The organism is Allobosea sp. GW821-FHT10B12 (assembly GCF_059415545.1).
In genome coordinates this window covers 190,380-214,684 of record NZ_JBWKNL010000001.1, presented here as the reverse complement: position 1 = coordinate 214,684, position 24,305 = coordinate 190,380, and the positions used below count along the sequence as shown (strand labels likewise).

The following is a 24,305-nucleotide window of genomic DNA, read 5'->3' as shown; positions in this document are numbered from 1 at the left end:
TTCCAAATTATGGTCAGATTGCGAGCGGCAGTGGCTCGGTCTCGATCCGGGCTAGGCCGAAGCCGGCGAGCGCGATATGGGCCGGGCCGGACAAGCGCGCGCCATCGGTGAAGACCGCGACGGTCGAGGCGGGGTCCGGGCGCGGCTGGGCCGAGCCGAGCAATTGCACCGTGCGCCGGGCGATCGCCGGGGCGGGGTCGATCCACTCGACCGGCCAGGGCGCGAGCCGCTGCAGGCGCGCCAGCAGCAGCGGATAATGCGTGCAGGCGAGCGTCACCACATCGGTGCGCCGACCGTCGCGGGTGACGAAGCAGGGTGCGATCTCGGCTGCGATCTCGACATCGTCGACCGGCTCGCCCTTCAGTGCCGCTTCCGCCAGACCGGCGAGGTTGCGCGCGCCGACCAGGGTGACCTCGCAGCCATTGGCATAATGCTCGATCAGGTCGCGGGTATAGTCGCGAGCGACGGTGCCGGGCGTCGCCAGCACCGAGATCAGCCCGCTGCGGGTGCGCTCGGCGGCCGGCTTCACCGCCGGGACGGTGCCGACGAAGGGAATGGCGAAGCGGGCGCGCAAGGCCGGCAGCACCAGAGTCGAGGCGGTGTTGCAGGCGATGACGACGAGATCCGGGTGGAAGCGGTCGACGAGGCGCTCCATCACCGCGAGCACGCGCACGACCAGGGCCTGCTCGTCGAGGCGGCCATAGGGGAAGGCGGCATCGTCGGCGGCGTAGACGATGTCGGAATCCGGGCGCTGGCGCATGACCTCGCGCAGCACGGTCAATCCGCCGAGGCCGGAATCGAAGACGAGGATGGTCGGGGTTCGCAAGGAGAGCACCGGCGCGGCATAGCCGGCTCCGGCCAGAAGATCGACCCGCATCGCACTCGTACTCACTACGTCCGCCAAGCCTTCGATTGGGCTCCCGGCCGGTTAAGGAGCGGTGAACGCTTCGCTTCGGGCCCATTGATAATTTAGTTGACTCTGTCCATTAAGTGGCGTTTCTCACCGCGGGATGAGGAGGTCAGCCATGTCCACCACCGACACACCCGCCATTGCGGCGATCCGCCGTTTCGGCCGTTTCCACACCCGCTTCATCGGGGCGCTGGGCGGCGACCTGCACGGCTCCGGCTTCGGGCTGACCGAGGGGCGCGTGCTTTACGAGCTGGCGCAGCGCGACGGCTGGCGGGCCGGGGAACTGGCGCGCGAGCTCGGGCTCGATCCGGCCTATCTCTCGCGCCTGCTGAAGCGCTTCACGGATCTCGGCTGGCTGGAGCGGGCGAGGGCGGATGGTGACGCACGGGCCTATGAGCTGAAGCTGACGGCAGCAGGGCACGAGGCCTTCGCGCCACTCGACGATGCCTCGCGCCGGCAGGCCGACACGATCCTCTTGCGTCTCGGCACGGGCGAGCAAGCGAGCCTCGTCTCGGCGCTGGAGAGGGCGCAGACGCTGCTGTCGGGCGCCGCCAGCCCGCAGCCATCGGTGACGATCCGTGAGCACCGCCCCGGCGATATCGGCTGGGTGATCTCGGCGCACGCCAGGCTCTATTCCGAGGTCTATGGCTGGGACATCAGCTTCGAGGCGCTGGTCGCCGAGATCGCGGCGAAGTTCCTGCGCGAGTTCAAGCCCGGGCAGGAGCGCTGCTTCATCGCCGAGCTCGATGGCGAGCCGGTCGGATCGGCCTTCGTCGTGCATGAAAGCGACGAGGTGGCGAAGCTGCGGCTCGTGCTGGTCGAGACAAGGGCTCAGGGGCTCGGCCTCGGCAAACGGCTGGTTCATGAGGCGATCGCTTTCGCCCGTGCTGCCGGCTATCGCCGCATGACGCTCTGGACAAACGACATCCTGCACGCAGCCCGCGCCATCTATATCGCCGAAGGCTTCAGGCTGATGGCGGAGGAAAAGCACCATTCCTTCGGCAAGGATCTGGTCGGGCAGAACTGGGAGCGGGATCTGTAGCGGCCGTCACTGCGCCGAGGTCAGCGCCGCGCGCTGGAAATCGGCGCGGCGCTGCTGGTGCAGCGAGCCGTCGCCCGTGGTCACGACCGAGAACATCACGAAGCCACCCTGCTTGCGTGGCAGCACGTAGAATTCGGAATAGCGGGCATCGCCGCCATTCTCGCAGGAGGAGAAGCCGCGCAGCACGCTGCTGCCCTCGACCGTATCGGTGGTCCGGCCGGAGGCGAACCTGCCCTGGCAGCCGCGCGCATCGGCGGCGGAGACCGCGGCTGCGACATCGACATCCTTCTGGTTCGGATTGGCCAGGATCCGCACGACACCGGTCGCGCCCTTGGCCCGCCAGCCGGCGCCGTTGCCGCCGAGGCTGGCCGGCGCCTCAGGGCCGCTCAAAACCTTCGGTTCGGGCAGTTGCGTCTTGAGCAGGAAATTGGTCGCGAGCGTCACCGCCTCGAGCTGGATCGCCGGGTCGGCTGCCGTCGCCGTCGTCGTGCCGCCGCCTTGCGCGGGCGCCGGCGTCCCCGGCGCGACCTTCAGATTGGCGTTCGCCTTCACGCAGTCGAGCAGCGCCGGCATGATCTCGGCTGTCGAGGTCAGGCGGAAGGTGTAGCGCGCGCCGAGCATGTTGGCTTCGAGGAATTCGGCGCCGCGGAAGGCGCGGACGATGTTCGAGTTCGCCGGCATGGTGACGACGACGAGCTGCGGCTGCACCGCCTTGGCGTTGATACGGACGGTGTCGTTGCGGTCGAAAACCAGTTCCATCGGCACCTCGTCGCCCGGCTTCAGCCCCCAGGCGCGGTTTGAGAAGCCGAGATTCCAGCCGTAATTGCCGTTGAGCGAGGCGTGCATGGTGACGCCGCTCTTGTAGCTGGCCGAGACGGCGCAGTGCGAGAAATCGCCGGTCTGGTTGTTGGTGAAGGCGCCGCCGGCCCAGTTGCCGACCGAGAATTTCGCATAAGGTCCGGCGGCGAATGCCGGTGAGGCCAGCAGGACGCCGGCGAGAATGAGCGACAGGCGCATCATTAGGCTCCGCATCGATCCCCAGCCTCGCCATGGTGGCAAAGACCGGGCGGGTCGGGCAAGCCTTGTGAGCGATTGAGCGGGTCTTGCGTGATGTCCGGCGCGCTTGAAGCTGTTCTAGTGCCGGCTTTCGACAGCGAGTGCGCTTTCCAGCTGTCTCAGCCCGTAGGACAGCGAATAGGTCAGCACGAAGTAGATGACGCCCGCCGCGATGAAGACCTCGTAGGGGGCATAGGTCTGCGAGGCGGCCAGCTTTGCCGCGCCCGTGACGTCCAGGAGCGTGATCGTGCTTGCCAGCGAGGTGGCCTTGACGGTGAGGATGACCTCGTTGCTGTAGGCTGGCAGGGCGGCACGGACGGCGAGCGGGACCACGACAGTCTGCAGGGTCCGCGCCCGCGAGAGGCCGAGCGCGCGTGCCGCTTCGACGAGCCCACGCGGCACGGCGCGCATCGCCCCGGCAAGCAACTCGCCGGTATAGGCCGAGCCGTTGAGCGACAGGGCGATGATCAGACACCAGAACGGATCGCGCAGGACCGGCCACAGGATGGAGCTGCGGACGGCCTGGAACTGGCCCAGGCCGTAATAGACCAGGAAGACCTGGATGATGGCCGGAACGCCGCGGAAGAACAGGATATAGAGTCTCGACGCATGGCGGAGCGTAGGGGAGGTCGCATTCCGGGCGAAGGCCACCGGCAGGGCCAGGAGAAGGCCGAAGACGAGGATCAGCAGCGACAGCTTGATCGACAGGGCCACGCCGTTGAGCAGGTCGGGGAAGACGGATCGAACGATGCCCAGGTCAAGCATGTCAGGCTCCGCCCGCGTATTTTCTGGTGGACCGTGCCTCGGCATATTGGAGCAGCAGCGTCCCGGTTGCGGTCAGGACGAGGTAGATCGCGGCGGCGCCGGCGAAGACCGTGAACGGTTCGCGGGTCGAGCCGGAGACGACGCTCGCCGCGCGGGCGAGCTCCTCGAGCCCGATCACCGAGACCAGCGAGGTTTGCTTCAGCAGGATCAGGCTTTGATTGCCGAAGGCCGGCAGGGCCAGCCGCCAGGCCTGCGGCAGGATGATCAGCATGAACGCCGCGACGGCGCTCAGGCCCAGCACATGGCCGGCCTCGTGCTGCCCCTTCGGAACCTTGCCGATCGCGCCGCGGAAGATCTCGCTGACATAAGCGCCGAAGACGAAGCCCAGCGCCGTGGCGCCGGCGGCGAATTCGCTGACCTCGACATAGCGGCCGGCCAGCTTCGTCAAGGTAACGGTCCCGCCGAAATACAGGATGTAGATGATGATCAGGTCGGGAATGCCCCTGACGACTGCGGTGTAGCCGCCGCCGATGGCGCGCAAGGCACGGTGCCGCGACAGCTTCGCGCTGGCACCGGCGATCCCCAGCACGGTGCCGATTGCCAGCGCGCAGAGCGTCAGCGAGACGGTGACGAGAGCTCCCCAGAGGAGCTGCAGTCCATAGCCCGAGGCCAGCAAGGTCATCTTGCGTCCCGGCTCAAGCGGTCTGCGGCGCGGAACGCTTCAACAGCTCCGCGATGGGACTGCTGCGGCAAGCCTGCACGCCTTCGCGATAGGTGCGCTCCCGGCCGTAGACGATCCAGGCATCGTCGGGGGAGCCGATGATTTCGTCGATGCGCAGTCGATCGGAATGGCGCGCGGCATATTCCAGATAGATCAGACCGGAGTCGATGCGGCCCTCCAGAAGTGCGTCCAGGATGTAGGGTATCGACGCCATCGGCTTGAGCTCGCTCCAGCGCGAGACATCCACATAGGAGGAGGTCGCCGGGTAAATCAGCCCGAGCGTGTGCGGCTGGTCGACCTCGACGCGGGTCAGGATCGCGAGATCCTTGCTCGGCGAGATGAAGGTATCGCAGGCGAAGATGTCGCGGAAATTCAGCCCGATCGTCCTCGGCGTATCCGGGTGCACCGCGCATTGGACGATGTAGTCGACCTTTCCGCTCTTCATGAGGTCGACAGCCTGGTCGAAGTCGTCGACCAGCTCGATCTGCGCGTCGTCGAGCCCGTGGAAGGCGATGTAGCGTCGCGTGACGAGTTCGTGGTTGGTGCCGCCCGGGCCGAGCGTGGCGAAAACGATCATGAGAGCACTCTTGCGGTTCGCGAGCGGCCTCCCCGAAAACGGTCCTGGGGAGGCCGGCAGGGTCACATCAGCTTGAAGGGAAAGTACTTCGCCGTGATGCGGTCATAGGTTCCGTCGGCCATGATCGCGGCCAGGGCGGCGTTCAGCTCGGCGAGGAGCCTGGTATCTTCCTTGCGCAGGGCGATGCCGTTGCCGTCGCCCAGGAGGCCTCCCTTGAACTCGGGGCCGGCGAGCTCGAAGGCCGCGGCCTCGGGCCGCTTGAGCAAGCCGATGAAGGAGGTGATCTTGTTGGCGAAGAGCAGGTCGATCCGTTCCGAGAGCAGGTCGAGCTCGACATCGGTCGGCTTGTCGAAGACGACGATCTCGGCTTTGGGAAAGGTCTTGATCAGGAAGTCATGCTGGATCGAGCCGCGCTGGACGCCGATGCGCTTCTTGGCAAGGCCCTCGGGCGTGAAGTCCTTGATCGTGCCCTTCTTGATGACGAACTGCGAGATGGTGTCCTTGTACCGGTCGGTGAAGGCGACCTGCTGCTTGCGCTTCTCGGTGATGCCCATGCTGGCGACGATGAAGTCGTATTTCCTGGCGAGGAGACTGGGAATGATGCCGTCCCAATCCTGTGCGATGATCTCGCAGGACGCCTTCATCCGCTCGCAAAGCGCATTGGCGACGTCGACGTCCCAGCCGACCAGCTTGCCGGACACATCCTTGTAGTTCCACGGCGGATAGGTGCCTTCCGTCGCGATCTTGTACTTGGTCTCGGCGTCAGCCTGTGCGGAGGCAAGGCTTGCGGCGAACAGGACTAACGCGGCGTGCATCAATCTCTTGAGCGTCATGGCGGACCCCTCTGGCGTGAAACGCGGGATGCATCGTTCGCCTGTCCAGAGAGTAAATCAATTGCAACAATTCATATTTTCCTGTTGTTCAAAAATGCCATTATAATCTTAGATTTACTATAACAATGATAAACTTGATCGGCGATTCAACTACCCTTATCGGCCCGTGGATAGTTGTTCCTTCAAACATTATCGAGTCACCCGGAGCGAGAATGATGTGCTTGGTTCCGTAGCGATACTCCATCTTTCCATTCAGGACATGCAGGAACTCCGTTCCGGTATGCTGGAACGAGGCATCGAGCTCTGCATCCTGATCGATGGTCACCAGATAAGGCTCGACGAAGGTTTCACCCGAAAGCAGGTGCCCCAGAAGTTCGTAGCTGTGCCCTTTCCTGCGGCCCTGGCGCTGGACCATCACGCCGCGGCCGGCATAGACGATCGAGAGATCGCTGCGCTGGCCGTGTCCGGAGAACAGCCGGGCGACCGGCACCTTGAGTGCCCGGGCGATGGCGGCCAGGGTTTCGAGCGAGGCCGACGCGGTCCCGGCCTCGATCTTGGAGATCATGCCGTTCGAGATGCCCGAGATTGAGGCCAGCTGCGTCGCGGTCAGGTCGAGCGCGCGACGCAGATGACGCACCTCCCGGCCGATCGATCCTGCCAGCTCGGCGCTGCCCGCACCGCCTTGCGTCGGCGAGGCGGTGGCTGTTCTCTGCCGTGGCGTCATCGCGGTCAGTGTCGAGCGGCGGATCCGCTTGGGCAGGTATTTCTGCATGGCTCTGTGCCTCCGCGCGCAAGGCCTGGTCGCGGCCTGCTCCTCACCGCGATCGGGCGGCGTCTCCCGGCCCGCCGCACTCTGAAGCTGCCGTGGCGAAGGCTTCGCATGTTCCACGAAGGATGACGATCCGCGAAATGCCCGGCCGAGCCGGTCGGATCGATGAGCTACGCCTTGAGGCGTGCTATGGCCGCGGCTGCGGTCCGGCCGGCGAGCGTCGCGCCACCCGCCGTCATCGCGCCGCCGCCAGCGGTCGCCTCGCCGGCGAACCAGAGCTTGCCGCCGATCGGCTCGGCCAGGATGTCGCGCGCGCCGGCGTGGCCCGGCATGCACACGGAATAGGAGCCGTGCGAGAACGGGTCGGTCCACCAGGCGGGGAAGGAAACCGGCCCGGCAGCCTTGCGGAAGCCGCCGCCGATCATGGCGGCGAGAAGGTCGACGATCTGCTCGCGAGCCGCAGCCGGGCCGGCGGTCGAGAGGTCGCGGGCGAAATCGCCGCCGCAATAGCCGATGACGAGGTTGCGATCGTCGGGGAAGAGCTCGAAGCTGATCAGCCGGCCAGCCGCACCGGCCTCGAAATAGGTCGTGCCCGGGGCGACGCCGAAGCGGTCGCCCTCGACCTTGAGCGCGATCTTGGTGAGCGCGCCCATGCCGATGCCGGCGAGCGCATCGCGGGTGCGGGCGGGAAGCTCCGGCGTGAAGCGGATCGAGCCGGCCTTCAGCACGCCGACTGGCACGGTGACGATGCAGGCGCGGGCCCGGAGCGTTCCCGAGGCGGTTGTGACGGCAATGCGCGAGCCGCTCCAGTCGATTGCAATGACCTGCTGGTTCAGGCGGATGTCGAGGCCGGCGCCATAGCGTGCGACGAGATTGCCGTAGCCGCTCGGTACGACATAGTCCTCGCCCGACCAGAGCCGCTGATAGTCGCGCGCCGAGATGCGCGCCGATTCCTCGCCGATCGAGAGCAGCAGGCCGGAGGAGGCGACAGGAGCAAGGTCGGGGCCGAGATCGCTCAGCAGTTCGGCGACCGAGAGGTCGCGCTCGTGCAGATCGGTCGTCTCCAGCCGCCGGTCGATCTCGCCGAAGGCGCCGCGGCGGCGGGCGCGGTCGCTCGCTGGCATGGGGCTGCCGTTCTGGAAGAGCTGGAAGCCGCCGCCCCAGCTCTCGTTCGGGGTCTGCACGCCGAGTTCGCGGGCGATCTCGGTCCAGGGGTTGCGTTCGGCCCAGTGGATGAACATCGCGCCGGCGTCATAGGACGGGCCGAGCGAGGAATCGGTGAAGGTGCGTCCGCCGAGGCGACCGCGTGCCTCCAGGACGATGGCCGGGCGGCCGGCAGCCTGAAGCTGCTTCGCCGCCGCGATGCCGGCAGCGCCGGCGCCGATCACGATCACGTCAGGCTCGGCGGCGCGGGAAGGGGCGAAGCCGCCGGCGAGGCCTGCTGCCAGCGCGCCTGAACCCATCAGCCATCTCCGGCGGTCGAGCATGCAAAGTGGTCCGTGTCTGTGACGAAGCGATGATGCCAGCCGCTTTTCGCACCGCAATACACGACCACGAGTGCGGCGGGAGCAGGGCCATCACAGCTTTGCGAGGCGGCTCGCGTGGCGGCTTCGTCGATGGTTCGTCTTTCAGTTTAGACGAATGATAATCTCAGTTTAAAATTGCTATAAATAAGTAATGTATCACGCAACTGGGAGTCTATTGACAGTTAAACTGCGCTTTAATAACCGCTGATGGTGAAAGTAAGGCGCGGGGCCTAGTTTTCAGGCATTATAAAAAGCAATTCGACTTGGCAAGTCACTTTGGCAGGGCGAATTGCTTCTCACCGACAGGATACGGGCGATGGGGACGAATTGCAGCGGGCTGCGCCACGGCGTGGCGCTTGGAGCCTTGGTGCTGGCCATGACGGGGCCGGCCTTCGCCCAGCAGCAACGCAATCCCGCTCCGCCGACGGCCACCGATCAGGTGCAGCTCGACCAGATCAACGTTCAGGGCGAGCGCGAGGCGGCGCCGCTCCTGCAAGGGCCGACGACCACGACGACGACCCGGGCGGAACTCGACCGGCAGCAGGTCCAGAGCCTGACCGACCTGTCCAACCGGGTCGAGGCCGGCATCACCTTCAACCGCCAGAACGGCTCGCTCAACATCCGCGGTCTCGACGGCGCGCGGGTGCTGACGACGATCGACGGCATCCGCCAGCCCTTCATCGTCGACACCCGCATCGGCCGCGCCGGCACCACGGCCTTCGATTTTGATTCGCTGTCCTCGCTCGACCTGCTGCGCGGCGGCAGCGGCGGCGCCACGCTCGGCAATGGCGCGCTCGGCGGCGCCCTGGCGGTGCGCACGCTCGATCCGGAGGATCTGATCCGCAATGGCCGCTCCTATGGCGCGCTCGCCAAGACCGGCTATGACAGCACCGACCGCGCCTGGTTCGGCAGCGCGGCGGCGGCGGCCCGGATGGGCAATACCTCCGTGCTGCTGCAGGGCGGCTTCCGCAACGGCCACGAGGTCGACAGCAAGGGTAACGACAAATCGATCGGTGCGACCCGCACGGCGCCGAACCCGGCCGACTTCAACCAGTACAGCTTCCTCGGCAAGGTCTATCAGCAGGTCGGCGAAGCCCACCGCTTCGGCATCACCGGCGAGTTCTTCAAGCGCGCCGACCGCGTCCAGACCCGCACCAGCACGGTGTCGCTGACAGGCAATTTCCGCCCCGGTTCCTATCAGACTGGCGAGGATATCGAGCGCAATCGCGTCTCGCTGACCTATGACTACAGGCAGCCCGGTGGCTTCCTCGACGAGGCGCACGCCAATCTCTACTGGCAGAAGCTGAAGCGGAACGATCTCGTCACCGCCTGGCGCTACACCAGCATCATCGGGCCTTATGCACGTGACAATGAGAGCGAGGAGAACGCCTATGGCTTCAATGCCTATGGCGTGAAGAATTTCCAGACCGGGCCAGCCTCGCATCGGGTGACGTTCGGCACCGAGCTGCGCATGTCGTCGCTGAAGCAGTATTCGTCCGGCGTCGACAATTGCCCGCCGCGGCCGGCGTCAGGTTCGTTCACCGGGGCACTCGCCACCTGCAACAACCTGTTCACCAACCAGGCTGACCAGCCCGATGTCGACGGGCGGCTCGTCGGCCTCTACGTGCAGGACGAGATCGGCCTGCTCGACAACCGCCTGCGCATCACGCCGGGCGTGCGCTTCGACTGGTACGAGGAGAAGCCGCAGGCGACGCCGGCCTATTCGCTCGGCGGCTCCAATCCGATCGGCCTGCCGCCGTCCTCGAACGACTCCGGCTGGTCGCCGCGCATTAGGCTCGAATACGATCTCCTGAAGAATGCGCCTTTCGTGAAGGACGTCACTGTCTTCGCGCAATGGGCCAAGAGCTTCCGGGCACCGACGGCAGACGAGCTCTATGGCCGCTTCGGCGGGCCGAGCACCTATCTGCGCGCCGGCAACCCGCTGCTGCGGCCGGAGGAGGGCAACGGCGTCGATGTCGGCGTCCGCTTCGGCGACAAGCAGCTCGGCGGCTCGATCACCTATTTCTACACCGCCTATCGCAACTACATCGAGCAGTTCCAGCTTCAGGCTCCAAATGTGGGCGGCCTGTATCCGCAGGGCGGCATCGTCAGCTTCCGCAACATCCCGCGGGCCGATATCCAGGGCGTGGAGCTCAACGGGCAATACGCCTTCGCGCCGAACTGGTTGGTGCGTGGCTCGTTCGCTTATACCCGCGGCCGCAACAAGACCGACGACATCTTCCTGAACTCGATCCCGCCGATGCAGGGCATCGTCGCCGTCGCCTATGGCACTGATCGCTGGGGTGCCGAGGTCTCGGCGAAGATGGCCGGCAAGCGCGACGACGTCTCGACGGTCCAGGCGGGCACCGGCTTCAAGGCGCCGGGTTATGCGATCTTCAATGCGTCGGCTTGGTGGCGCCCGGCGCCGGAGATCGCCGACGTCGAGCTGCAGGTCGGCGTCTACAACATCTTCGACCGCAAGTACTGGGATGCGGCGAACGTGCCGCTCGCGCGCCCGCAGCCGCGCGACTACTACAGCGAGCCCGGCCGCACCGTGAAGGCGACGCTCAAATACCAGTTCTGAGCGTCGAAGTTTCGAGACCCACTTCAGCCGGCCCCAACGGGCCGGCTTTTTTATTGGGCAGATGGAGGCAGGCGGTTCGGCGAAGGGCTGCCAGGGGTGACGAGCCGACAGTCCCACCTATCGTCCTGAATCGCTACGCTTTCAGGCCAGAGTCTCGGCTGCGAACACCTTCTGGACGATTTGCCAGCGCCCGTTGAGGTAAAAGCACGACAGCAGGTCGGTTACCTCGCGGGGCGGGATCCGCAGGCGGAGCTTGAGCAGTGCCATGTCGCGGGTCACGACGATGGAGAGGATCTGGTCGGCGCGTACGCTGCCGGCCTCCTGTGGCGAGGTCAGGCTCCGGACCGCATCGAGCCAGGCGGCGACAGGGGTCACCACCACGCTGTCGCCATCGCCGCGCCGGGTGACCAAGGCGGCGGGGGCGAAGATGGTCGCGAACATGTCGGCGTCCATCGCATAGGCGGCGTCGAAGTAGGTTTTCGCCAAGGCGACCAATCCGTCTATGTTTCCTGTCGAGGGTGTGTCCTGCGGCGTCATGGTATTTCCCTTCAGGCTTAATGCCCGGCAGGGTATAAAGACGGGGATGGAAATGTTTAATCCGCGCGCACTAATCAGCCTTGTAAGCTGAGCTAAGCAATCGAAGGCGAGCATGAAACCTTCTCTTCTGTCGGCCGGAGACTTCAACCAGCTCCGCGCCTTCGTGGCCGTCGCCGATTCGCTGAATTTCAGCCGGGCGGCCGAGAATCTCGGCGTGTCATCCTCGGCGCTGAGCCAGATGGTCCGTGCGCTCGAGGAGCGGGTCGGGGTCAGCCTGCTCAACCGCACCACCCGCAGCGTCTCGCTGACCGAGGCGGGGGCCAAGCTGTTCGAACGGGTGCAGCCTGCTGTCGGCGAGCTGGCCGAGGCGCTGGGCGAGACAAGCGAGCACCGCGCCAATCCCGCCGGGACCGTGCGGGTGCACTGCTTCCGGGCGGCCGCGGACCTCCATTTGATGCCGATCCTGCGTGCCTTCAGCGACGCCTATCCGCAGATCGTGCTCGACGTCACCCTCGACGACGCCGTCGTGAACGTCGTGGCCGAGGGCTATGACGTCGCCATCCGCCTCGGGGAAGTGATCGACAAGGATCTCATTGCGGTGAAGCTCGGCCCGGAGCTGTGCCAGACCGCGGTCGCCTCGCCCGACTATCTTGCCCGGCACGGGACGCCGGCCCATCCGCGCGACCTTCTCGCCCATCGCTGCATCGGCTGGCGCTGGCCAGGGCAGAAGGTGCCGTACAAATGGGAGTTCATGGAAAACGGCAAGTGGTTCGAGGTTGCCATTGGCGGCCCCCTGATCACCAACACGAAGGATTTTGGGGTGCAGGCGGCGGTCGACGGGGTCGGCATCGCATTCGCCAGCCAGCAGCTGATCGCGCCCCACATCGCCGCGGGCCGCCTCGTTGCGCTGCTCGAGGCCTGGTCCGCTCCTTTTCCCGGCTACTATCTCTGCTATCCGGCCCAACGGCAGATGGCGCCGTCGCTGCGCGCCGTGATCGACGCCATCCGCGGCGGTCCGCGCGGGAGCAACGGCGTCGAGGCGAGGGCGGCGACCGGCGCGGCTGTTCCTTGAGATCTAGCCGGGACCAATCGCTTGTCCCGGCAGCGTGATCGCCGGGAGGCTGTCATGCCGCTGATGGTTGGAGTGCCTCGGGCGTCCGAGGAAGTCTTGCAGTGGCGAAGCTGTAGGTCTGCTGTGGGTCGGAAGCGGACAGTCACTCAAATCGAACTTGACGGCCCTCAGAACCGCATCTCCACGCGTCCCTTGAGGGCGTGGTCTCTGGAGCGTTCGCCTATTGCCGCGGAGTAGGTCAGGCCGAGCGCGGTGGCCTGCGAGATGCGCCAGTCGAGGCCGGCTTCGGCGGTGAGGGCGTTGCGGTCGATCGGGGCGGCGAAGACCACGGCCGGGCTGGTGCCGAGGGCGAAGGCGGTGCGGGCCTGCGGGGTGAGCTCGCCAAAACCATGGCGCCAGCCGAGCATGGCCCGGGCGAACAGCGGCATCGTCCCGATTTGCGCCTCGGCCCTGAGGCCGAGCGTGGTGAAGCCGAGCGTCTGCTCGGAGGAGAGGACCCGCAGTGCCCCAGCCCCGCCCTGCTCGGTGCCGGCATCGGTGCTGACGCGGAGCAGCGCGAGCTGGGCGAAGGGCTCGAGTGCAAAGCCGCTGAAGGCAAAGCCATAGCCGAGCTCGGCAAAACCCTGCAAAACCTGCCCCGGACGCTGCAGGCGCAAGAGGTCGCCGAAGCCGCGGATCGCGACCTGACGGCGGATGTCGCTTTCGCTCCAACTGTAGGCCGCGCCGGCGTCGAAGCGCAGGGCGCCGAAGCGGGCGCCGGCATAGAGCGCGGCATGGCCGCTCTTGAGCTTGCCGCTGGAGAGCCTTGCATCGAGATCGAAACGCGACTGGCTGTAGCCGCCGGCGATGCCGACCTTCAGCGAGGAGCCCGGCGCGTCATAGAGCATGATGTCCGCCCCGAGCAGGGCTCCGCCACTGCGGCGGCTCAGGCTCCCGTCAGCGTCAGCGTGCCAGTGCCGGTCTTGGTGACGCCGCCCGTGCCGGTGATCGAACCCGAGAAGCTGGTCGACGTATTGTCCGACCCGGCCGTCAGTGAACCCGCACCCAAGCTGATCGTGCCGGCTCCTGCGAAAGACCTGATCGTCTGGCTGAAGCCGGCGAAATCGAGGGTCGCGCCTGATGCCACGGTGAAGGCCGAGTTCGACGAGAACGAGCCGGCAGCGCCCGCCCGCAGCGTTCCCCCTGCGACCGTGGTCGCGCCGGAATAGCTGTGCGTGTTCTTCAGCACCAGCGTGCCGGCGCCGGCCTTCGAGAACGCGCCCGTGCCGGAGAAGGACTGGCTCACATTGAAGGTATTGCCGGCCTCGACGATGTCGAAGCCGCCGCCATTCGCGCCGAAGACGATGTCGCGGGTGAGCTCGTGCAGCAGCGTATCGGTGATCTGCAGCACGCCGCCATCCAGCGTCAGCGCCCCCGAGGTGTTGCCGAGATTGCTCTCCTTGGAGATGCTGATCGCGCCGCCCGCGATCGTGGTGCCGCCGGAATAGGTGTTCTCCTGCGTCAGGGTCAGCGTACCCGTGCCGACCTTCCTGATGCTGCCGGCGTCATAGATCATGCCGCTGAAGGTGGTCGAGGCGTTGGTCGCGCCAACTTCCAGCGTCGAGCCCGACCCGATACCGATTTGCCCGGCGCCCGTGATCGAGCCGGCCGTAACGGTGCCGAGCCCGACATCGAGCTCGAGTTCCGCGCCGGCGGCGATCGTGTAGTCGGAGGCCGCCGACAGCGCCTGCGCGCCGGCGGCGGCGAGTATGCCGGCCGAAACCAGGGTCGCGCCCGAATAGGTGCTGGTGCCGCTCAGCGTCAGCTGGCCCGTGCCGGTCTTGGTCAGACCGCCGCTGCCCGAGATCGTACCGGTATGATTGAGGCCGGAGAATGCGACCTCAATCGTGCCGCCGCCCGCGCCGAGCGTCACCGCCCGGTTGCTGGTAAAGCTGCCGGTGACCAGCAGCGTGCCGCCAGCCAGCGTCAGCCCGCCCGAGGCGTCGCCGAGATTGGCGTCGGACGAGACCGAGAGTTTGCCTCCCGTGACCACTGTCCCGCCGGTATAGCTGTTCGTGCCCGTTAGCGTCAGCGTGCCGGCGCCGGTCTTGGTCAGCCCGCCGGCGCCATCGAGGCTGGCCTGGACGCCGATATCGTAGCCATTGCTGTCGAAGACGACGCCGTTCGCGCCGATGGTCTGCGTGGTGAAGCCCAGAATGTAGTCGGCCTCGTTGCGCGTCGCCCGCAGGATGCCGCCGTTCAGGTTGAAGGTTGCGGAGCCGGGGCCCTTGATGACCTGGCCGGTCTCCAGCACGCCGCGCCCGCTTGCGGCATCGCCGAGCAGGTTGAGCGTGCCGCTGGAGCCTGGGATGTTTGCCAACGTCGTCGTCGTTGCGCTGACTTTGCCGCCATTCACGATCGTCAGCGTGCCGGTGTCCACGTAGCCGACAGCGAGCGTGCCGCTATTGGTCCAGGTCGAGCCGGCGCCGGTCACCGTCACCGTGCCGGTGCTGCCGTTAATATAACCGACATGGCCGTCGGCGTTCGAAACCTTGCCGCCATTTTCGATGGTCAGTGTGCCGGTGCTGAAATACCCGACATAGAGCTGGCTGGAATTCGTCCAGGTTGATCCGGCGCCGGTCACCGTCACCGTGCCGGTGCCTGAGCCGCCGACAAAACCGCCGCTGCTGGTGACATTGCCACCGTTCTCGATGGTCAGCGCGCCGGTGCCGGATCTCCCAACAGTAATGCCGGCGGAACTGGTCCAGGTCGAGCCCGAGCCTGTCACCGTCACTGTGCCGGTGCTGCCGGCGGCGTAGGCGATATAGCCAAGGGTATTCGAGACGGCGCCGCCACTGGCGATCGTCAGCGTGCCGGTGCCCTGATAGCCGACGATGAGCTCGGCGGAATTGGTCCAGGTCGAGCCGGCGCCGGTCACTGTGACGGTTCCGGTGCTGCCGGCGCTGGAGCCGACATAGCCAATGGTGTTCGAAACCTTGCCGCCATTTTCGACAGTCAGTGTGCCGGCGCCGGCATACCCGACATCGAGCTGGCCGGAATTGGTCCAGGTCGAGGCCGGGCCGGTCACTGTGACGGTTCCGGTGCTGCCGGCGCTTTGAGCAATGTAACCACGGGCGTTCAGGACCGCGCCGCCATTCTCGATCGTCAGCGTGCCGGTGCCGTCAAATCCGAGAAAGAGGTCGCCGGCATTGCTCCAGGTCGAGCCGGCGCCGGTCACCGTCACCGTGCCGGTGCTGCCGGCATTCCTGCCGATATAGCCAAGGATATTCGAGACCGTGCCGCCATTCTCGATGATCAGCGTACCGGTGCCCGCAACGCCGACATAGAGGTCGGCGCTATTGGTCCAGGTCGAGCCGGCGCCAGTCACCGTCACCGTGCCGTCGCCACCAGTGCCCAGGCCGATAATGCCGGTGGTGTTCGACACCGTGCCGCCGGCCGCGATTGTCAGCGTACCCACGCCGGCGACGCCGGCGCTGAGAGTCCCTCCGGGGACAATCCAGTTGCCGAGCGGCGGAGCGGGCAGGCCCGGCGTGACGTCGCCCGTGCCCGTCACCGATTGGGCGACGGCGGCGGGCGCGGCGGCAAGCAGGACGAGGCCGAGCGCCAGCGTCGAGGTCGAACTGCATAGCCGGCCGCGGACCGACAGTGTTCGCGCACGCTTCAGAACATTTCGGATCGACATCGATCGCCCCTACCGCAGCAGGAGGCTTAGGCGGGCGCGCACCGGAGGCAATGAACAGCCGTTCACAACCCGTCAAATTGCAGCTCTGTGGCAGTTTTGCTGCGGCTCGTCGGCGGGCGAAGGCGCGCCGGGCGCTCAGCCGGCGAGGACGAGCCTGACCCGCGTCATGCCGTCCGCACGCGTCAGGACGAGCTCACCCCTATGCGCCCGCGCCACTTCCGCTGCGATCGCGAGGCCGAGGCCGGAGCCGTGCGACGCCGTTCCCTTGGCGAAGGGCTGGGCCAGCTCGGCCAGCGAGGCGGAAAAGCCGTCGCCATCGTCGGCGACCTCGATCCAGACGTTTGCGTCGTCGGCGCCGACCGTGACGACGAGGCGGCTATGGGCGCCATGGGCGAGGGCGTTGTCGATCAGGTTGCCGAGCGCCTCGCGCAGGCTGACGGCGTCACCGGGGATGATCGGCGCCGGCACCGCCGGCTCGAAGCTGATGTCGACCTCGCGCGGCAGCGACAGCGGAACCGCGGTGCTGAGCACGGTCTTCGCCAGCGAGTTGAGATCGACCGGGGCGAGGGCGGCCGCATCGGCCCGGTGAATCACCATGGCATGGTCGAGGAGCTGGCCGGTCAGCCGGCCGAGCTCGGTCGTGCGCTCGCGGATACGGCCGACCGTCTCGGCCTTGCGCCGCGACGGCGCGGTCGCCGAGAGAATTTCGACCTGCGCGTCGAGCGCCGCCAGCGGCGTGCGGATCTGGTGGGCGGCGTCGGCGATGAAGCGCTGCATCAGCGCGACGCGGTCGGAAAGGCGGCGCATGAAGCCGTCGATCGCCTCGACGAGATTGCGGACCTCGATCGGCGGCTCAGCCTTGATCGGGCTGAGATCGTCGGGGGTGCGCCTGGCGATCTCCTGCTCGATGCGGGCGAGTGGCTTCAGCGCGAGCCGGACGGCGAACCCCGTGGCCAATAGCGCGAGCGCGCTCATGATCGCGATGACGCCGAGCGCCTTCGAGGTCAGGTCGCGCGCCAGCGCCAGCCGCGCCTGGGTGGTCTGCGCGATCACGATGGTGGCCCAGCCGCCGGCGAGCGGATCGTCGAAGCGTCGCGACAATGTCGCGATCCGGACCGGGTGGCCCTGATAGGTGCCGTCCTCGATCACGACGCCGCTGCGCGTGGCCTCCCATGTCGCCTGCGACTGGAGGTCTTCATAGCCGGCGACGACGACGCCGCGGGGGTCGACGACCTTGTAGAAGACGAGGTCGTAGTCGGAGAGCGTGGCGATCGCCGAGGCCGGCGGGTCGAGCGTCAGCACGCCGCCCTGAAGATAGATGTTCTCGGCGATCTGGACGGCGCCGCCGGAGAGCAGCCGGTCATAGGCCTGTTGCGCGGCGAGCCCGGCCGAATGCCAGGCGATCAGGCCGAGCGCCACGGCGCCACCGGCCAGCACCGCCGAGAGCACGGCGATGATGCGGGCCCGCAGCGAGAGGCGCAGCTCAGAGCGCAGCAAGTTGGTAGCCCAGCCCGCGCAAGGTGCGGATCTCGATCGGCGCATCGGCGAGCTTGCGCCGCAGCCGTGCCACGAACTGCTCGACGGCGTTCGGGCTCGCCTCCTGCTCGAAATTGAAGAGCTGCTCGACCAGCTCTTCCTTCGGCACGATGCGTTCCGGCCGGGCGGCGAGGATCTCCAGCACGGTGAGCTCGCGCCGCGTCAGGTTGAGCGGGCGTTCGCCGATGCTGGCGATGCGGCCGGCGCGATCGATGACCAGCGGGCCCACGCGCAGGAGATTGTCGGATTGCCCGGCGCTGCGCCGCAGCAGCGCCCGGGCGCGGGCTTCGAGCTCGCCATAGTCGAAGGGCTTGATCAGATAGTCGTCGGCGCCGAGATCGAGCGCGCCGATGCGCTCGTCGACATGCGAGCGGGCGGTCAGCACCAGAACGGGCGTCTTGAGCTTGCGGGCCCGCATGCCCTTGAGGATCGCGAGCCCGTCCTGGCCGGGCAGCGTCAGGTCGAGGATGACGAGGTCGTAAGGCTGCACCTCGATCAGTTCGGCGGCGGTCTGGCCGTCCTGCTCCCAGTCGACGGCGTGGCCGATCTTCTCGAGCCGCATCACGACGGCTTCGGCGATATCGGCCGTGTCTTCGACGACGAGGATGCGCAATCTCGGTCTCCGTTTCCCGAGTCAGGCTGGAGTCAGTCTCGCAGGCTATCGCATCCGACAAGCGCCCATAAGTGCGCCGGGAAACGAAGCAAGGGAGGGTTCATGCTTGCCCCGTTCGATGCCGCATCCGCGGCTCCACTCCTCTCCGTCGAGGGCGTGACGCTGCAATACAAGACGCCCGACGTCGTGGTCACCGCGACGCGGCAGGTCTCGTTCGACGTCTATCCGTCCGACCGTTTCGTCCTGCTCGGTCCTTCCGGCTGCGGCAAGTCGACCTTGCTCAAGGCGATCGGCGGCTATCTGACGCCGGTCGAGGGAGAGATTTCCCTGAAAGGGCGCACGGTTACCGGCCCCGGCCCGGACCGGATGATGGTGTTCCAGGAATTCGACCAGCTGCTGCCCTGGAAGACGGTGCGCGAGAACGTCGTCTTCGCGCTGACGGCCTCGGGCCGGGCGAGCCAGGCCGAGGCCGAGGAGCGGGCGCGCTCTTATATCGAGAAGGTCGGCCTCGCCAAGTTCATCGACAGCTACCCGCATATGCTGTCGGGCGGGATGAAGCAGCGCGTCGCGATCGCCCGCGGCATGGCGATGGAGCCCGACGTGCTGCTGATGGATGAGCCTTTCGCAGCGCTCGACGCGCTGACCCGCCGCAAGATGCAGGACGAATTGCTGCGGCTCTGGGACGACACGCAGTTCACCGTGCTCTTCGTCACCCATTCGATCGAGGAGGCGATCCGCATCGGCACCCGCATCCTGCTGCTCTCGCCGCATCCCGGCGAGGTCAAGGCCGAGCTCAACAGCGTGCCGCCCGAGGAGTTGGGCACCGGCAAGCAGGCCGAGCTCGAAACCCGCATCAACGACATGCTGTTCGCTCATCATTGAGCCGGAGGTGACCGACATGACCGATCTCGTCAGCTTCCGCCCCGAAATCCTCCGCGAGGTTCATTCGAGCGACGCGCCCGTGGTGGCCAAGTCGATCGGCCTCGCCGAGCGGATCTACCGCCTCGGCTTCGTCCGCAAGGCCTTCATCCTCGCCGTGCTTGCCCTGGCCTGGGAGCTTTATGGCCGCTGGCTCGGCAATCCCTTGCTGTTTCCGACCTTCGGCCAGACGGTCGAGGCCTTCATCGGCAACATCGTCAACGGCGTCATCCCGCAGCGCATGCTGGTCTCGCTGCAGACGCTGGTGATCGGCTACGGCATCGGCATTGCGCTGGCCGCGCTGCTGACCACGCTGGCGATCGGCTCGCGCATCGGCGCCGACCTGCTGGAGACGCTGACCTCGATGTTCAACCCGCTGCCGGCGATCGCCTTGCTGCCGCTGGCGCTGATCTGGTTCGGCCTCGGCACCGGCAGCATCATCTTCGTGCTGGTGCATTCGGTGCTCTGGGCGATCGCGCTCAACACCCATGCCGGCTTCCGCTCGGTCTCGAACACGCTGCGCATGGTCGGCCAGAACTACGGCCTGCGCGGGCTGAAGCTGGTGCGCCTCATCCTGATCCCGGCCGCCTTTCCGGCGATCCTGACCGGCCTCAAGGTCGGCTGGGCCTTCGCTTGGCGCACGCTGATCGCGGCGGAGCTCGTCTTCGGCGTGTCCTCGGGCTCCGGCGGTCTTGGCTGGTTCATCTTCGAGAATCGCAACCAGCTCGAAACCGCGAACGTCTTCGCTGGCCTGTTCACGGTGATCCTGATCGGCCTGTTCGTCGAGAACATCATCTTCGCCACCATCGAGCGCAAAACCATCCGCCGCTGGGGCATGCAGCACTGACATCCGCTTTCACAAGGCCGAACGGCCAAGGTTCAAAGGGAGAGACTCCAATGACGATCAAGACCTGTCTTCGCGCCGCGATCGCGGCCCTGGCGCTCGGCGCCGCCTGCATCGCCCCGGCCCGGGCCGAGGTCAGCGAGGTCCGCATCTCCAAGGGCTTCGGCATCCTCTATCTGCCGCTGATCGTGATGCAGGATCAGCAGTTCCTGGAGAAGCGCGCCAAGGCGGCCGGGCTCGGCGACGTCAAGGTCAACTGGCTGATGCTCGACGGCGGCAACGTCATCAACGACGCGATGATGGCCGGCACGCTCGATTTCGCCGGCACCGGCGCTCCGGGCTTCGTCACGCTCTGGGCCAAGGCGAAGGGCATTCCGGGCGTCGAGGTCGTCGGCGTTTCCGGCATGAGCTCGACCTCGCTCTGGCTGATGTCGAACAAGCCGGAGCTGAAGGCGCTGAAGGACTTCACCACGGCCGACAAGATCGCACTGCCGGGGATCAAGACCTCGCTCGCCGCCGTCGTGCTGCAGATGATCGCGGCCAAGGAGTTCGGCGATGCGTCTTACGCCAAGATGGACCCGATGACGGTCAGCCTGCCGCACCCGGAGGCGCTGGCGGCGCTGATCGGCGGCAAGACCGAGATCAAGGCGCATTTCACCTCGCCGCCCTTCCAGTACATCGAGGCGAAGAGCCCCGGCATCCACCGCGTGCTCAATTCGGTCGACTATCTCGGCAACCTGACGCTCGACGTCACCTTCGCGCCGAAGAAGTTCGTCGACGCCAATCCGAAGATGACACAGGCCTTCATCGACGCGATGGACGACGCCAATGCGCTGATCGCCAAGGACAAGAAGCTGGCGGCCGAGATCTTCGCCAGGAGCTCGAAGGTCAAGGTCGATGCGGCCGAGGTCCAGGAGATGATCGAGGACAAGGATGCACGCTTCACGGCGACACCCGAAGGCGTGATGCAGTTCACCGAGTTCATGCACAAGGCCGGCTCGATCAAGGTCAAGCCGGCGAAGTGGAGCGACATGTTCGTGCCGCAGCTCGCCGGTCGCTCGGGAAGCTGAGGCGCCTTCGATCAGCTCGGCCGTCATCCTGGACAAGCCGCGTAGCGGCGCAGCTCCGGGATCCATCGTAAGGCTCCGAGCTCTAGGATGGATCCCGGGACGCCCTTCGGGCGCCCAGGATGACGGTGGTGGTTCCCCGTGAAGTCAGTTCGTTTAGGTGCCGCCGCAGATTCTGCGGCGGCGTTTCCATGTGGGAGGGCTCAGGCCTTCGGTTCGCCGCGGCCGGCTCTCGGCCCCTCGGCCAGCGACTTGAAGACGCCGCGCAGGGTGCGCGCCTCCTGCTCGGTCATGTCGAGCCGGTGTAGGATATCGCGCAGATTGGCGGTCATGACCGGCTTCTTGCCCGGCGGGAAGAAGCCGCAGCGATCGAGTTCGCCCTCGAGATAATCGAACATCGAGAGGACCGTGGCGCGGCTCGCCGGCGGGGAGGGGTTGTTCTCGCGGAAGGCCGGCTCGCCGCCATTGGTCTTGAGCCATTCATAGCCGCAGAGCAGCACCGCCTGTGCCAGGTTGAGCGAGGCGAAGGCGGGGTTGACCGGGAAAGTCAGGATCGCGTCGGCGAAGCTGATCTCCTCATTGGTCAGGCCGATACGTTCGCGCCCGAACAGGATGCCGACGCGCTCGCCGGTCGCGATGCGCTCTGAGACATTCGGCATCGCCTCGGCCGGGGTGAAGACACGCTTCATCTGGCCGCGCTCGCGCGCCGTCGTCGCCAGCACATGGTTGAGGTCGGCGATCGCCGCGGCAGCGTCGGGAAAGAGCCGGGCATTGTCGAGGATATGGGTGGCGCCGGAAGCGGCCGCCGTCGCGCCCTTCTTGAGGCCGCCGCCGCTCGGCCAGCCGTCGCGCGGGGCGACGAGGCGCAGTTCGGTCAGGCCGAAATTCGCCATGGCGCGCGCACACATGCCGATGTTCTCGGCGAGCTGCGGTTCCACGAGGATGACGATGGGGCCCTGTCCGGCGATGGACGGGCGGGTGCGGTCGGTGCCGGAACCGGTCATGTGATGAAGGCTGCGTCCTGAAAGAGGGCGCAGCCATGCGCCGGCTGAGTGGGCTTCGTCAACCGCCCCGGTCAGGCGCGGCGACGTTCGCGGGAGGCGTCAAAAACCGGGCCGCTGCCGTCACGCGTCCGGAATGCTGCGACCAGTCCGTTCAACCGCTCGATCTGCTGCGCCAGCGCCGTGGCCGAAGCGGCGCTCTGTTCGGCGAGCGCGGCGTTCGCTTGAGTCATCTCGTCCATATGGGCGATGGTCTGGCTCATCTCGTCGATGCCGCTGGCCTGCTCGGACGAGGCCGAGGAGACCTCGGTGACCGTCGTCGCGACGCGCTGCGAGGCCTCGACGATCTGGCCGAGCACGGCGCCGGCCGAGCGCACCAGCTCGACGCCGTCGCCGATCTGCGTGTTCGAGGCCTTGATCAGCGCCGAGATGCTCTTGGCGGCTTCCGCCGAACGCTGGGCGAGGGTGCGCACCTCGCTGGCGACGACGGCGAAGCCCTTGCCTGCGTCACCGGCTCTCGCCGCTTCCACCGCTGCATTGAGGGCGAGCAGATTGGTCTGGAAGGCGATCTCGTCGATCACCGAGGTGATGTCGGAGATCTGGTGCGAGGCTTTCTCGATCCTGGTCATCGCCTGGACCGCATCGTCGACGATGGAGCCGCCCTTGCGGGCGATGCCACTCGCCTCGTGCGAGAGCCTGGCGGCCTGGCGCGAGGCGTCGGCCGCGGCCTTCACGGAAGCGGCGAGCTCCTCAGTCGTGGCGGCACTCTCTTCCAGCGACGAGGCCTGTTCCTCGGTGCGCTTGGAGAGATCATCGGCGCCGCTGGTGATCTCGCGGCCGGCGGTCGCGACCTCGACCGAAGTCGCCTTGATCGCGTCGACGGTGGCGGCGAGGCGCTCGATCGCGCTGTTGAAATCCTGCTTCAGCGTCTCGTAGTCGAGCGCGACCGCATCCTCGATCCGCACGGTGAGATCGCCTTGCGAGAGGCGGGCGAGCGCATCGGCCAGCAGGGCGACGACCTCGCGCTGCTCGGCGAGCAGCGAGCCCTGCGCGGCGGCAGCCTCCTCGCGTTGGCGGGCGCTGGCGAGGCTCTGGCGCTCGGCCTCGGCGCGGCCTTCGCTGGTCTCGGCCTCGAGCCGCTGCACGGCCAGGCCGTTGTCCTTGAAGACCTGCACGGCCTGCGCCATCTGGCCGATCTCGTCGCGGCGCGACAGGCCGGCGATGGCGACCTCGTAGTCGCCGGCGGCGAGCTTCAGCATGGCGTCGCGCAGGCGGCGCAGGGGCAGGGCGGTGGTGCGGCCGACGATGAAGGCGGCGATCAGGCCGAGCACCAGCGCGGCCGCGATCGTTCCCAGGATGGTCATCTGCGTCCAGCTCTGCGCCTCGGCGAGGCGAGCGCCGGCCTGCGCCTCCTCGGCGGAGAGCCGGGTTTCGAGCTCTTGCAGCGGCGGGGCGATCAGGTCGAACTCGCCGGAGAGCTTCTCGCCTGCGAGCATGAAGTCCTTCTCGGCCTTGCTCCAGGCCGGGACGATCTCGGCATAGGCCTTGAACGCCGGCTCGATCTCGGCCTTGGCCTCGGCCGGGACGCCTGGGCGGGCGAGCGCGCGTTCGAAGCGGCCTTGTTCGACCTCCCATTGCCCGAGCAGGCTCTCATCGAGGGAGAGGCGATAGGCGGCATCGATCCGGCGCAAGGCCGCGAGGATGCCGGGCAGGCGGGCGAGGTCGGCCGAATCCGAGCCCATGCTGTTGGAGCGGACCTTGGTCGCCAGCGCGTCAGCAGCTTCTTCCACCCGCGCGGCAAGGCCTTCCGGCGCAGCGGAGCGCAAGGCGAGCTGCATTTTGCCGATGGCGGTGAAATCGGCTTCGATCGCCTTCAGCGGCGCCTCGACCGCGGCGATGCCGTCGCGCAGGCGCTCGGCGCCTGGCGAACCGCCGAGGCGGGCGACCGCTTGCTTCAGTGATTCAAGACCAGTCTTGAAGTCGTTGATATCCGTGGCTTCCTGGCGGAAGCGGACATCGCGGCTCTGCGCCTTCAGCGCGTAGCTCGCAGCGCGCACCTCGCGCGAGCGGGCGGCAAGGGCGGAATAGGCCTTGTGGTCCTCGAAGGCGGCGGTGAGCCGGCCACTGCCGGTCCAGGACGCCATGCCGATCAGCACGAGGCCGAGGACGAAGACGACGCTGACCAGCGCGATGCGGAGCTGGATCGTCAGGCGCGATGCGGCCGAGCGTGAGCTTGTTGTGGACAACGCCGT

At 66.9% G+C, this 24,305-nt stretch carries 21 protein-coding genes; 6 read left to right on the top strand and 15 right to left on the bottom strand.

Going from position 1 to position 24,305, the window contains the following annotated elements; all coding sequences use genetic code 11:
- Positions 1-13: 13 nt before the first annotated feature.
- The gene (murI, locus tag AC07O0_RS01080; RefSeq protein ID WP_494619318.1) at positions 14-877 is read right to left on the bottom strand and encodes a glutamate racemase; all 864 of its coding nucleotides are present in this window, start codon (positions 875-877) and stop codon (positions 14-16) included.
- Between the two features lie 148 nt (positions 878-1,025).
- On the opposite strand from murI, the gene AC07O0_RS01075 reads away from it, so the two are divergent.
- Positions 1,026-1,952 carry a bifunctional helix-turn-helix transcriptional regulator/GNAT family N-acetyltransferase gene (locus AC07O0_RS01075; RefSeq protein WP_494619317.1) on the top strand — a complete coding sequence of 309 codons (927 nt, stop codon included), beginning with the start codon at positions 1,026-1,028 and terminating at the stop codon, positions 1,950-1,952.
- A 6-nt stretch (positions 1,953-1,958) separates the two neighbouring features.
- Here the strand turns inward: AC07O0_RS01075 and AC07O0_RS01070 are convergent, their stop codons facing one another.
- The 7 genes from AC07O0_RS01070 to AC07O0_RS01040 form a co-directional block, all read right to left on the bottom strand.
- The gene (locus AC07O0_RS01070; protein WP_494619316.1) at positions 1,959-2,969 is read right to left on the bottom strand and encodes a hypothetical protein; all 1,011 of its coding nucleotides are present in this window, start codon (positions 2,967-2,969) and stop codon (positions 1,959-1,961) included.
- A 117-nt stretch (positions 2,970-3,086) separates the two neighbouring features.
- Complete coding sequence (locus AC07O0_RS01065) at positions 3,087-3,773, bottom strand: ABC transporter permease (RefSeq protein ID WP_494619315.1); 687 nt, start codon at positions 3,771-3,773, stop codon at positions 3,087-3,089.
- A 1-nt stretch (position 3,774) separates the two neighbouring features.
- Positions 3,775-4,455, bottom strand: coding sequence for an ABC transporter permease (locus AC07O0_RS01060; RefSeq protein WP_494619313.1), 681 nt, complete (start codon positions 4,453-4,455; stop codon positions 3,775-3,777).
- A 13-nt stretch (positions 4,456-4,468) separates the two neighbouring features.
- A complete protein-coding gene (locus tag AC07O0_RS01055; RefSeq protein ID WP_494619311.1) occupies positions 4,469-5,137 on the bottom strand; it encodes a hypothetical protein in 669 nt (222 codons plus the stop codon).
- Positions 5,134-5,904, bottom strand: coding sequence for a transporter substrate-binding domain-containing protein (locus AC07O0_RS01050; protein WP_494619310.1), 771 nt, complete (start codon positions 5,902-5,904; stop codon positions 5,134-5,136). Before AC07O0_RS01050 ends, AC07O0_RS01055 begins: the two co-directional genes overlap by 4 nt.
- Positions 5,905-6,004: 100 nt before the next feature.
- A complete protein-coding gene (locus tag AC07O0_RS01045; protein WP_494619308.1) occupies positions 6,005-6,676 on the bottom strand; it encodes a helix-turn-helix domain-containing protein in 672 nt (223 codons plus the stop codon).
- Between the two features lie 167 nt (positions 6,677-6,843).
- Positions 6,844-8,136, bottom strand: coding sequence for a flavin monoamine oxidase family protein (locus AC07O0_RS01040; RefSeq protein ID WP_494619307.1), 1,293 nt, complete (start codon positions 8,134-8,136; stop codon positions 6,844-6,846).
- 379 nt (positions 8,137-8,515) lie between these two features.
- Between AC07O0_RS01040 and AC07O0_RS01035 the strand changes: the two genes are divergently transcribed.
- Complete coding sequence (locus tag AC07O0_RS01035) at positions 8,516-10,783, top strand: TonB-dependent hemoglobin/transferrin/lactoferrin family receptor (protein WP_494619306.1); 2,268 nt, start codon at positions 8,516-8,518, stop codon at positions 10,781-10,783.
- 141 nt (positions 10,784-10,924) lie between these two features.
- Here the strand turns inward: AC07O0_RS01035 and AC07O0_RS01030 are convergent, their stop codons facing one another.
- Positions 10,925-11,320 carry a nuclear transport factor 2 family protein gene (locus AC07O0_RS01030; protein ID WP_494619305.1) on the bottom strand — a complete coding sequence of 132 codons (396 nt, stop codon included), beginning with the start codon at positions 11,318-11,320 and terminating at the stop codon, positions 10,925-10,927.
- Between the two features lie 112 nt (positions 11,321-11,432).
- Between AC07O0_RS01030 and AC07O0_RS01025 the strand changes: the two genes are divergently transcribed.
- Positions 11,433-12,392 carry a LysR family transcriptional regulator gene (locus tag AC07O0_RS01025; protein ID WP_494619303.1) on the top strand — a complete coding sequence of 320 codons (960 nt, stop codon included), beginning with the start codon at positions 11,433-11,435 and terminating at the stop codon, positions 12,390-12,392.
- A 167-nt stretch (positions 12,393-12,559) separates the two neighbouring features.
- On the opposite strand, the gene AC07O0_RS01020 is transcribed toward AC07O0_RS01025, so the two are convergent.
- The 4 genes from AC07O0_RS01020 to AC07O0_RS01005 all read right to left on the bottom strand — a co-directional run bounded on the left by AC07O0_RS01020 (position 12,560) and on the right by AC07O0_RS01005 (position 18,223).
- On the bottom strand, positions 12,560-13,297 hold the full coding sequence (locus AC07O0_RS01020) for an autotransporter outer membrane beta-barrel domain-containing protein (protein WP_494620628.1): 738 nt from the start codon (positions 13,295-13,297) through the stop codon (positions 12,560-12,562).
- Between the two features lie 20 nt (positions 13,298-13,317).
- Positions 13,318-16,074 carry a beta strand repeat-containing protein gene (locus AC07O0_RS01015; RefSeq protein ID WP_494619301.1) on the bottom strand — a complete coding sequence of 919 codons (2,757 nt, stop codon included), beginning with the start codon at positions 16,072-16,074 and terminating at the stop codon, positions 13,318-13,320.
- Between the two features lie 135 nt (positions 16,075-16,209).
- Positions 16,210-17,571 (bottom strand): sensor histidine kinase, encoded by a 1,362-nt coding sequence (locus tag AC07O0_RS01010; protein ID WP_494619300.1) that lies wholly within the window; start codon positions 17,569-17,571, stop codon positions 16,210-16,212.
- The gene (locus AC07O0_RS01005; RefSeq protein WP_494619299.1) at positions 17,558-18,223 is read right to left on the bottom strand and encodes a response regulator transcription factor; all 666 of its coding nucleotides are present in this window, start codon (positions 18,221-18,223) and stop codon (positions 17,558-17,560) included. Before AC07O0_RS01005 ends, AC07O0_RS01010 begins: the two co-directional genes overlap by 14 nt.
- Before the next feature lie 102 nt (positions 18,224-18,325).
- On the opposite strand from AC07O0_RS01005, the gene AC07O0_RS01000 reads away from it, so the two are divergent.
- The 3 genes from AC07O0_RS01000 to AC07O0_RS00990 are packed head-to-tail and all read left to right on the top strand — an operon-like array spanning position 18,326 to position 21,055.
- Positions 18,326-19,105, top strand: a complete 780-nt coding sequence (locus AC07O0_RS01000; protein ID WP_494619297.1) for an ABC transporter ATP-binding protein — start codon at positions 18,326-18,328, stop codon at positions 19,103-19,105.
- A 16-nt stretch (positions 19,106-19,121) separates the two neighbouring features.
- Entirely contained in the window at positions 19,122-19,988 is an 867-nt protein-coding gene (locus AC07O0_RS00995; protein WP_494619296.1) for an ABC transporter permease, read from the top strand.
- A 50-nt stretch (positions 19,989-20,038) separates the two neighbouring features.
- The gene (locus AC07O0_RS00990; protein WP_494619295.1) at positions 20,039-21,055 is read left to right on the top strand and encodes an ABC transporter substrate-binding protein; all 1,017 of its coding nucleotides are present in this window, start codon (positions 20,039-20,041) and stop codon (positions 21,053-21,055) included.
- A gap of 200 nt (positions 21,056-21,255) precedes the next feature.
- Here the strand turns inward: AC07O0_RS00990 and AC07O0_RS00985 are convergent, their stop codons facing one another.
- Together AC07O0_RS00985 and AC07O0_RS00980 are read right to left on the bottom strand one after the other, a co-directional pair.
- Positions 21,256-22,056: an RNA methyltransferase gene (locus AC07O0_RS00985; protein ID WP_494619293.1), complete on the bottom strand. Its 801-nt coding sequence runs from the start codon at positions 22,054-22,056 to the stop codon at positions 21,256-21,258.
- A 71-nt stretch (positions 22,057-22,127) separates the two neighbouring features.
- Positions 22,128-24,299, bottom strand: coding sequence for a methyl-accepting chemotaxis protein (locus AC07O0_RS00980; protein WP_494619292.1), 2,172 nt, complete (start codon positions 24,297-24,299; stop codon positions 22,128-22,130).
- Positions 24,300-24,305 lie beyond the last annotated feature (6 nt).

Coding starts and splice junctions, on each gene's coding strand:
- murI (WP_494619318.1), bottom strand. CDS start 877: ATGCGGGTCGATCTTCTGGCCGGAGCCGGCTATGCCGCGCCGGTGCTC.
- AC07O0_RS01075 (WP_494619317.1), top strand. CDS start 1,026: ATGTCCACCACCGACACACCCGCCATTGCGGCGATCCGCCGTTTCGGC.
- AC07O0_RS01070 (WP_494619316.1), bottom strand. CDS start 2,969: ATGCGCCTGTCGCTCATTCTCGCCGGCGTCCTGCTGGCCTCACCGGCA.
- AC07O0_RS01065 (WP_494619315.1), bottom strand. CDS start 3,773: ATGCTTGACCTGGGCATCGTTCGATCCGTCTTCCCCGACCTGCTCAAC.
- AC07O0_RS01060 (WP_494619313.1), bottom strand. CDS start 4,455: ATGACCTTGCTGGCCTCGGGCTATGGACTGCAGCTCCTCTGGGGAGCT.
- AC07O0_RS01050 (WP_494619310.1), bottom strand. CDS start 5,904: ATGACGCTCAAGAGATTGATGCACGCCGCGTTAGTCCTGTTCGCCGCA.
- AC07O0_RS01045 (WP_494619308.1), bottom strand. CDS start 6,676: ATGCAGAAATACCTGCCCAAGCGGATCCGCCGCTCGACACTGACCGCG.
- AC07O0_RS01040 (WP_494619307.1), bottom strand. CDS start 8,136: ATGGGTTCAGGCGCGCTGGCAGCAGGCCTCGCCGGCGGCTTCGCCCCT.
- AC07O0_RS01035 (WP_494619306.1), top strand. CDS start 8,516: ATGGGGACGAATTGCAGCGGGCTGCGCCACGGCGTGGCGCTTGGAGCC.
- AC07O0_RS01030 (WP_494619305.1), bottom strand. CDS start 11,320: ATGACGCCGCAGGACACACCCTCGACAGGAAACATAGACGGATTGGTC.
- AC07O0_RS01025 (WP_494619303.1), top strand. CDS start 11,433: ATGAAACCTTCTCTTCTGTCGGCCGGAGACTTCAACCAGCTCCGCGCC.
- AC07O0_RS01015 (WP_494619301.1), bottom strand. CDS start 16,074: ATGTCGATCCGAAATGTTCTGAAGCGTGCGCGAACACTGTCGGTCCGC.
- AC07O0_RS01000 (WP_494619297.1), top strand. CDS start 18,326: ATGCTTGCCCCGTTCGATGCCGCATCCGCGGCTCCACTCCTCTCCGTC.
- AC07O0_RS00995 (WP_494619296.1), top strand. CDS start 19,122: ATGACCGATCTCGTCAGCTTCCGCCCCGAAATCCTCCGCGAGGTTCAT.
- AC07O0_RS00990 (WP_494619295.1), top strand. CDS start 20,039: ATGACGATCAAGACCTGTCTTCGCGCCGCGATCGCGGCCCTGGCGCTC.
- AC07O0_RS00985 (WP_494619293.1), bottom strand. CDS start 22,056: ATGACCGGTTCCGGCACCGACCGCACCCGCCCGTCCATCGCCGGACAG.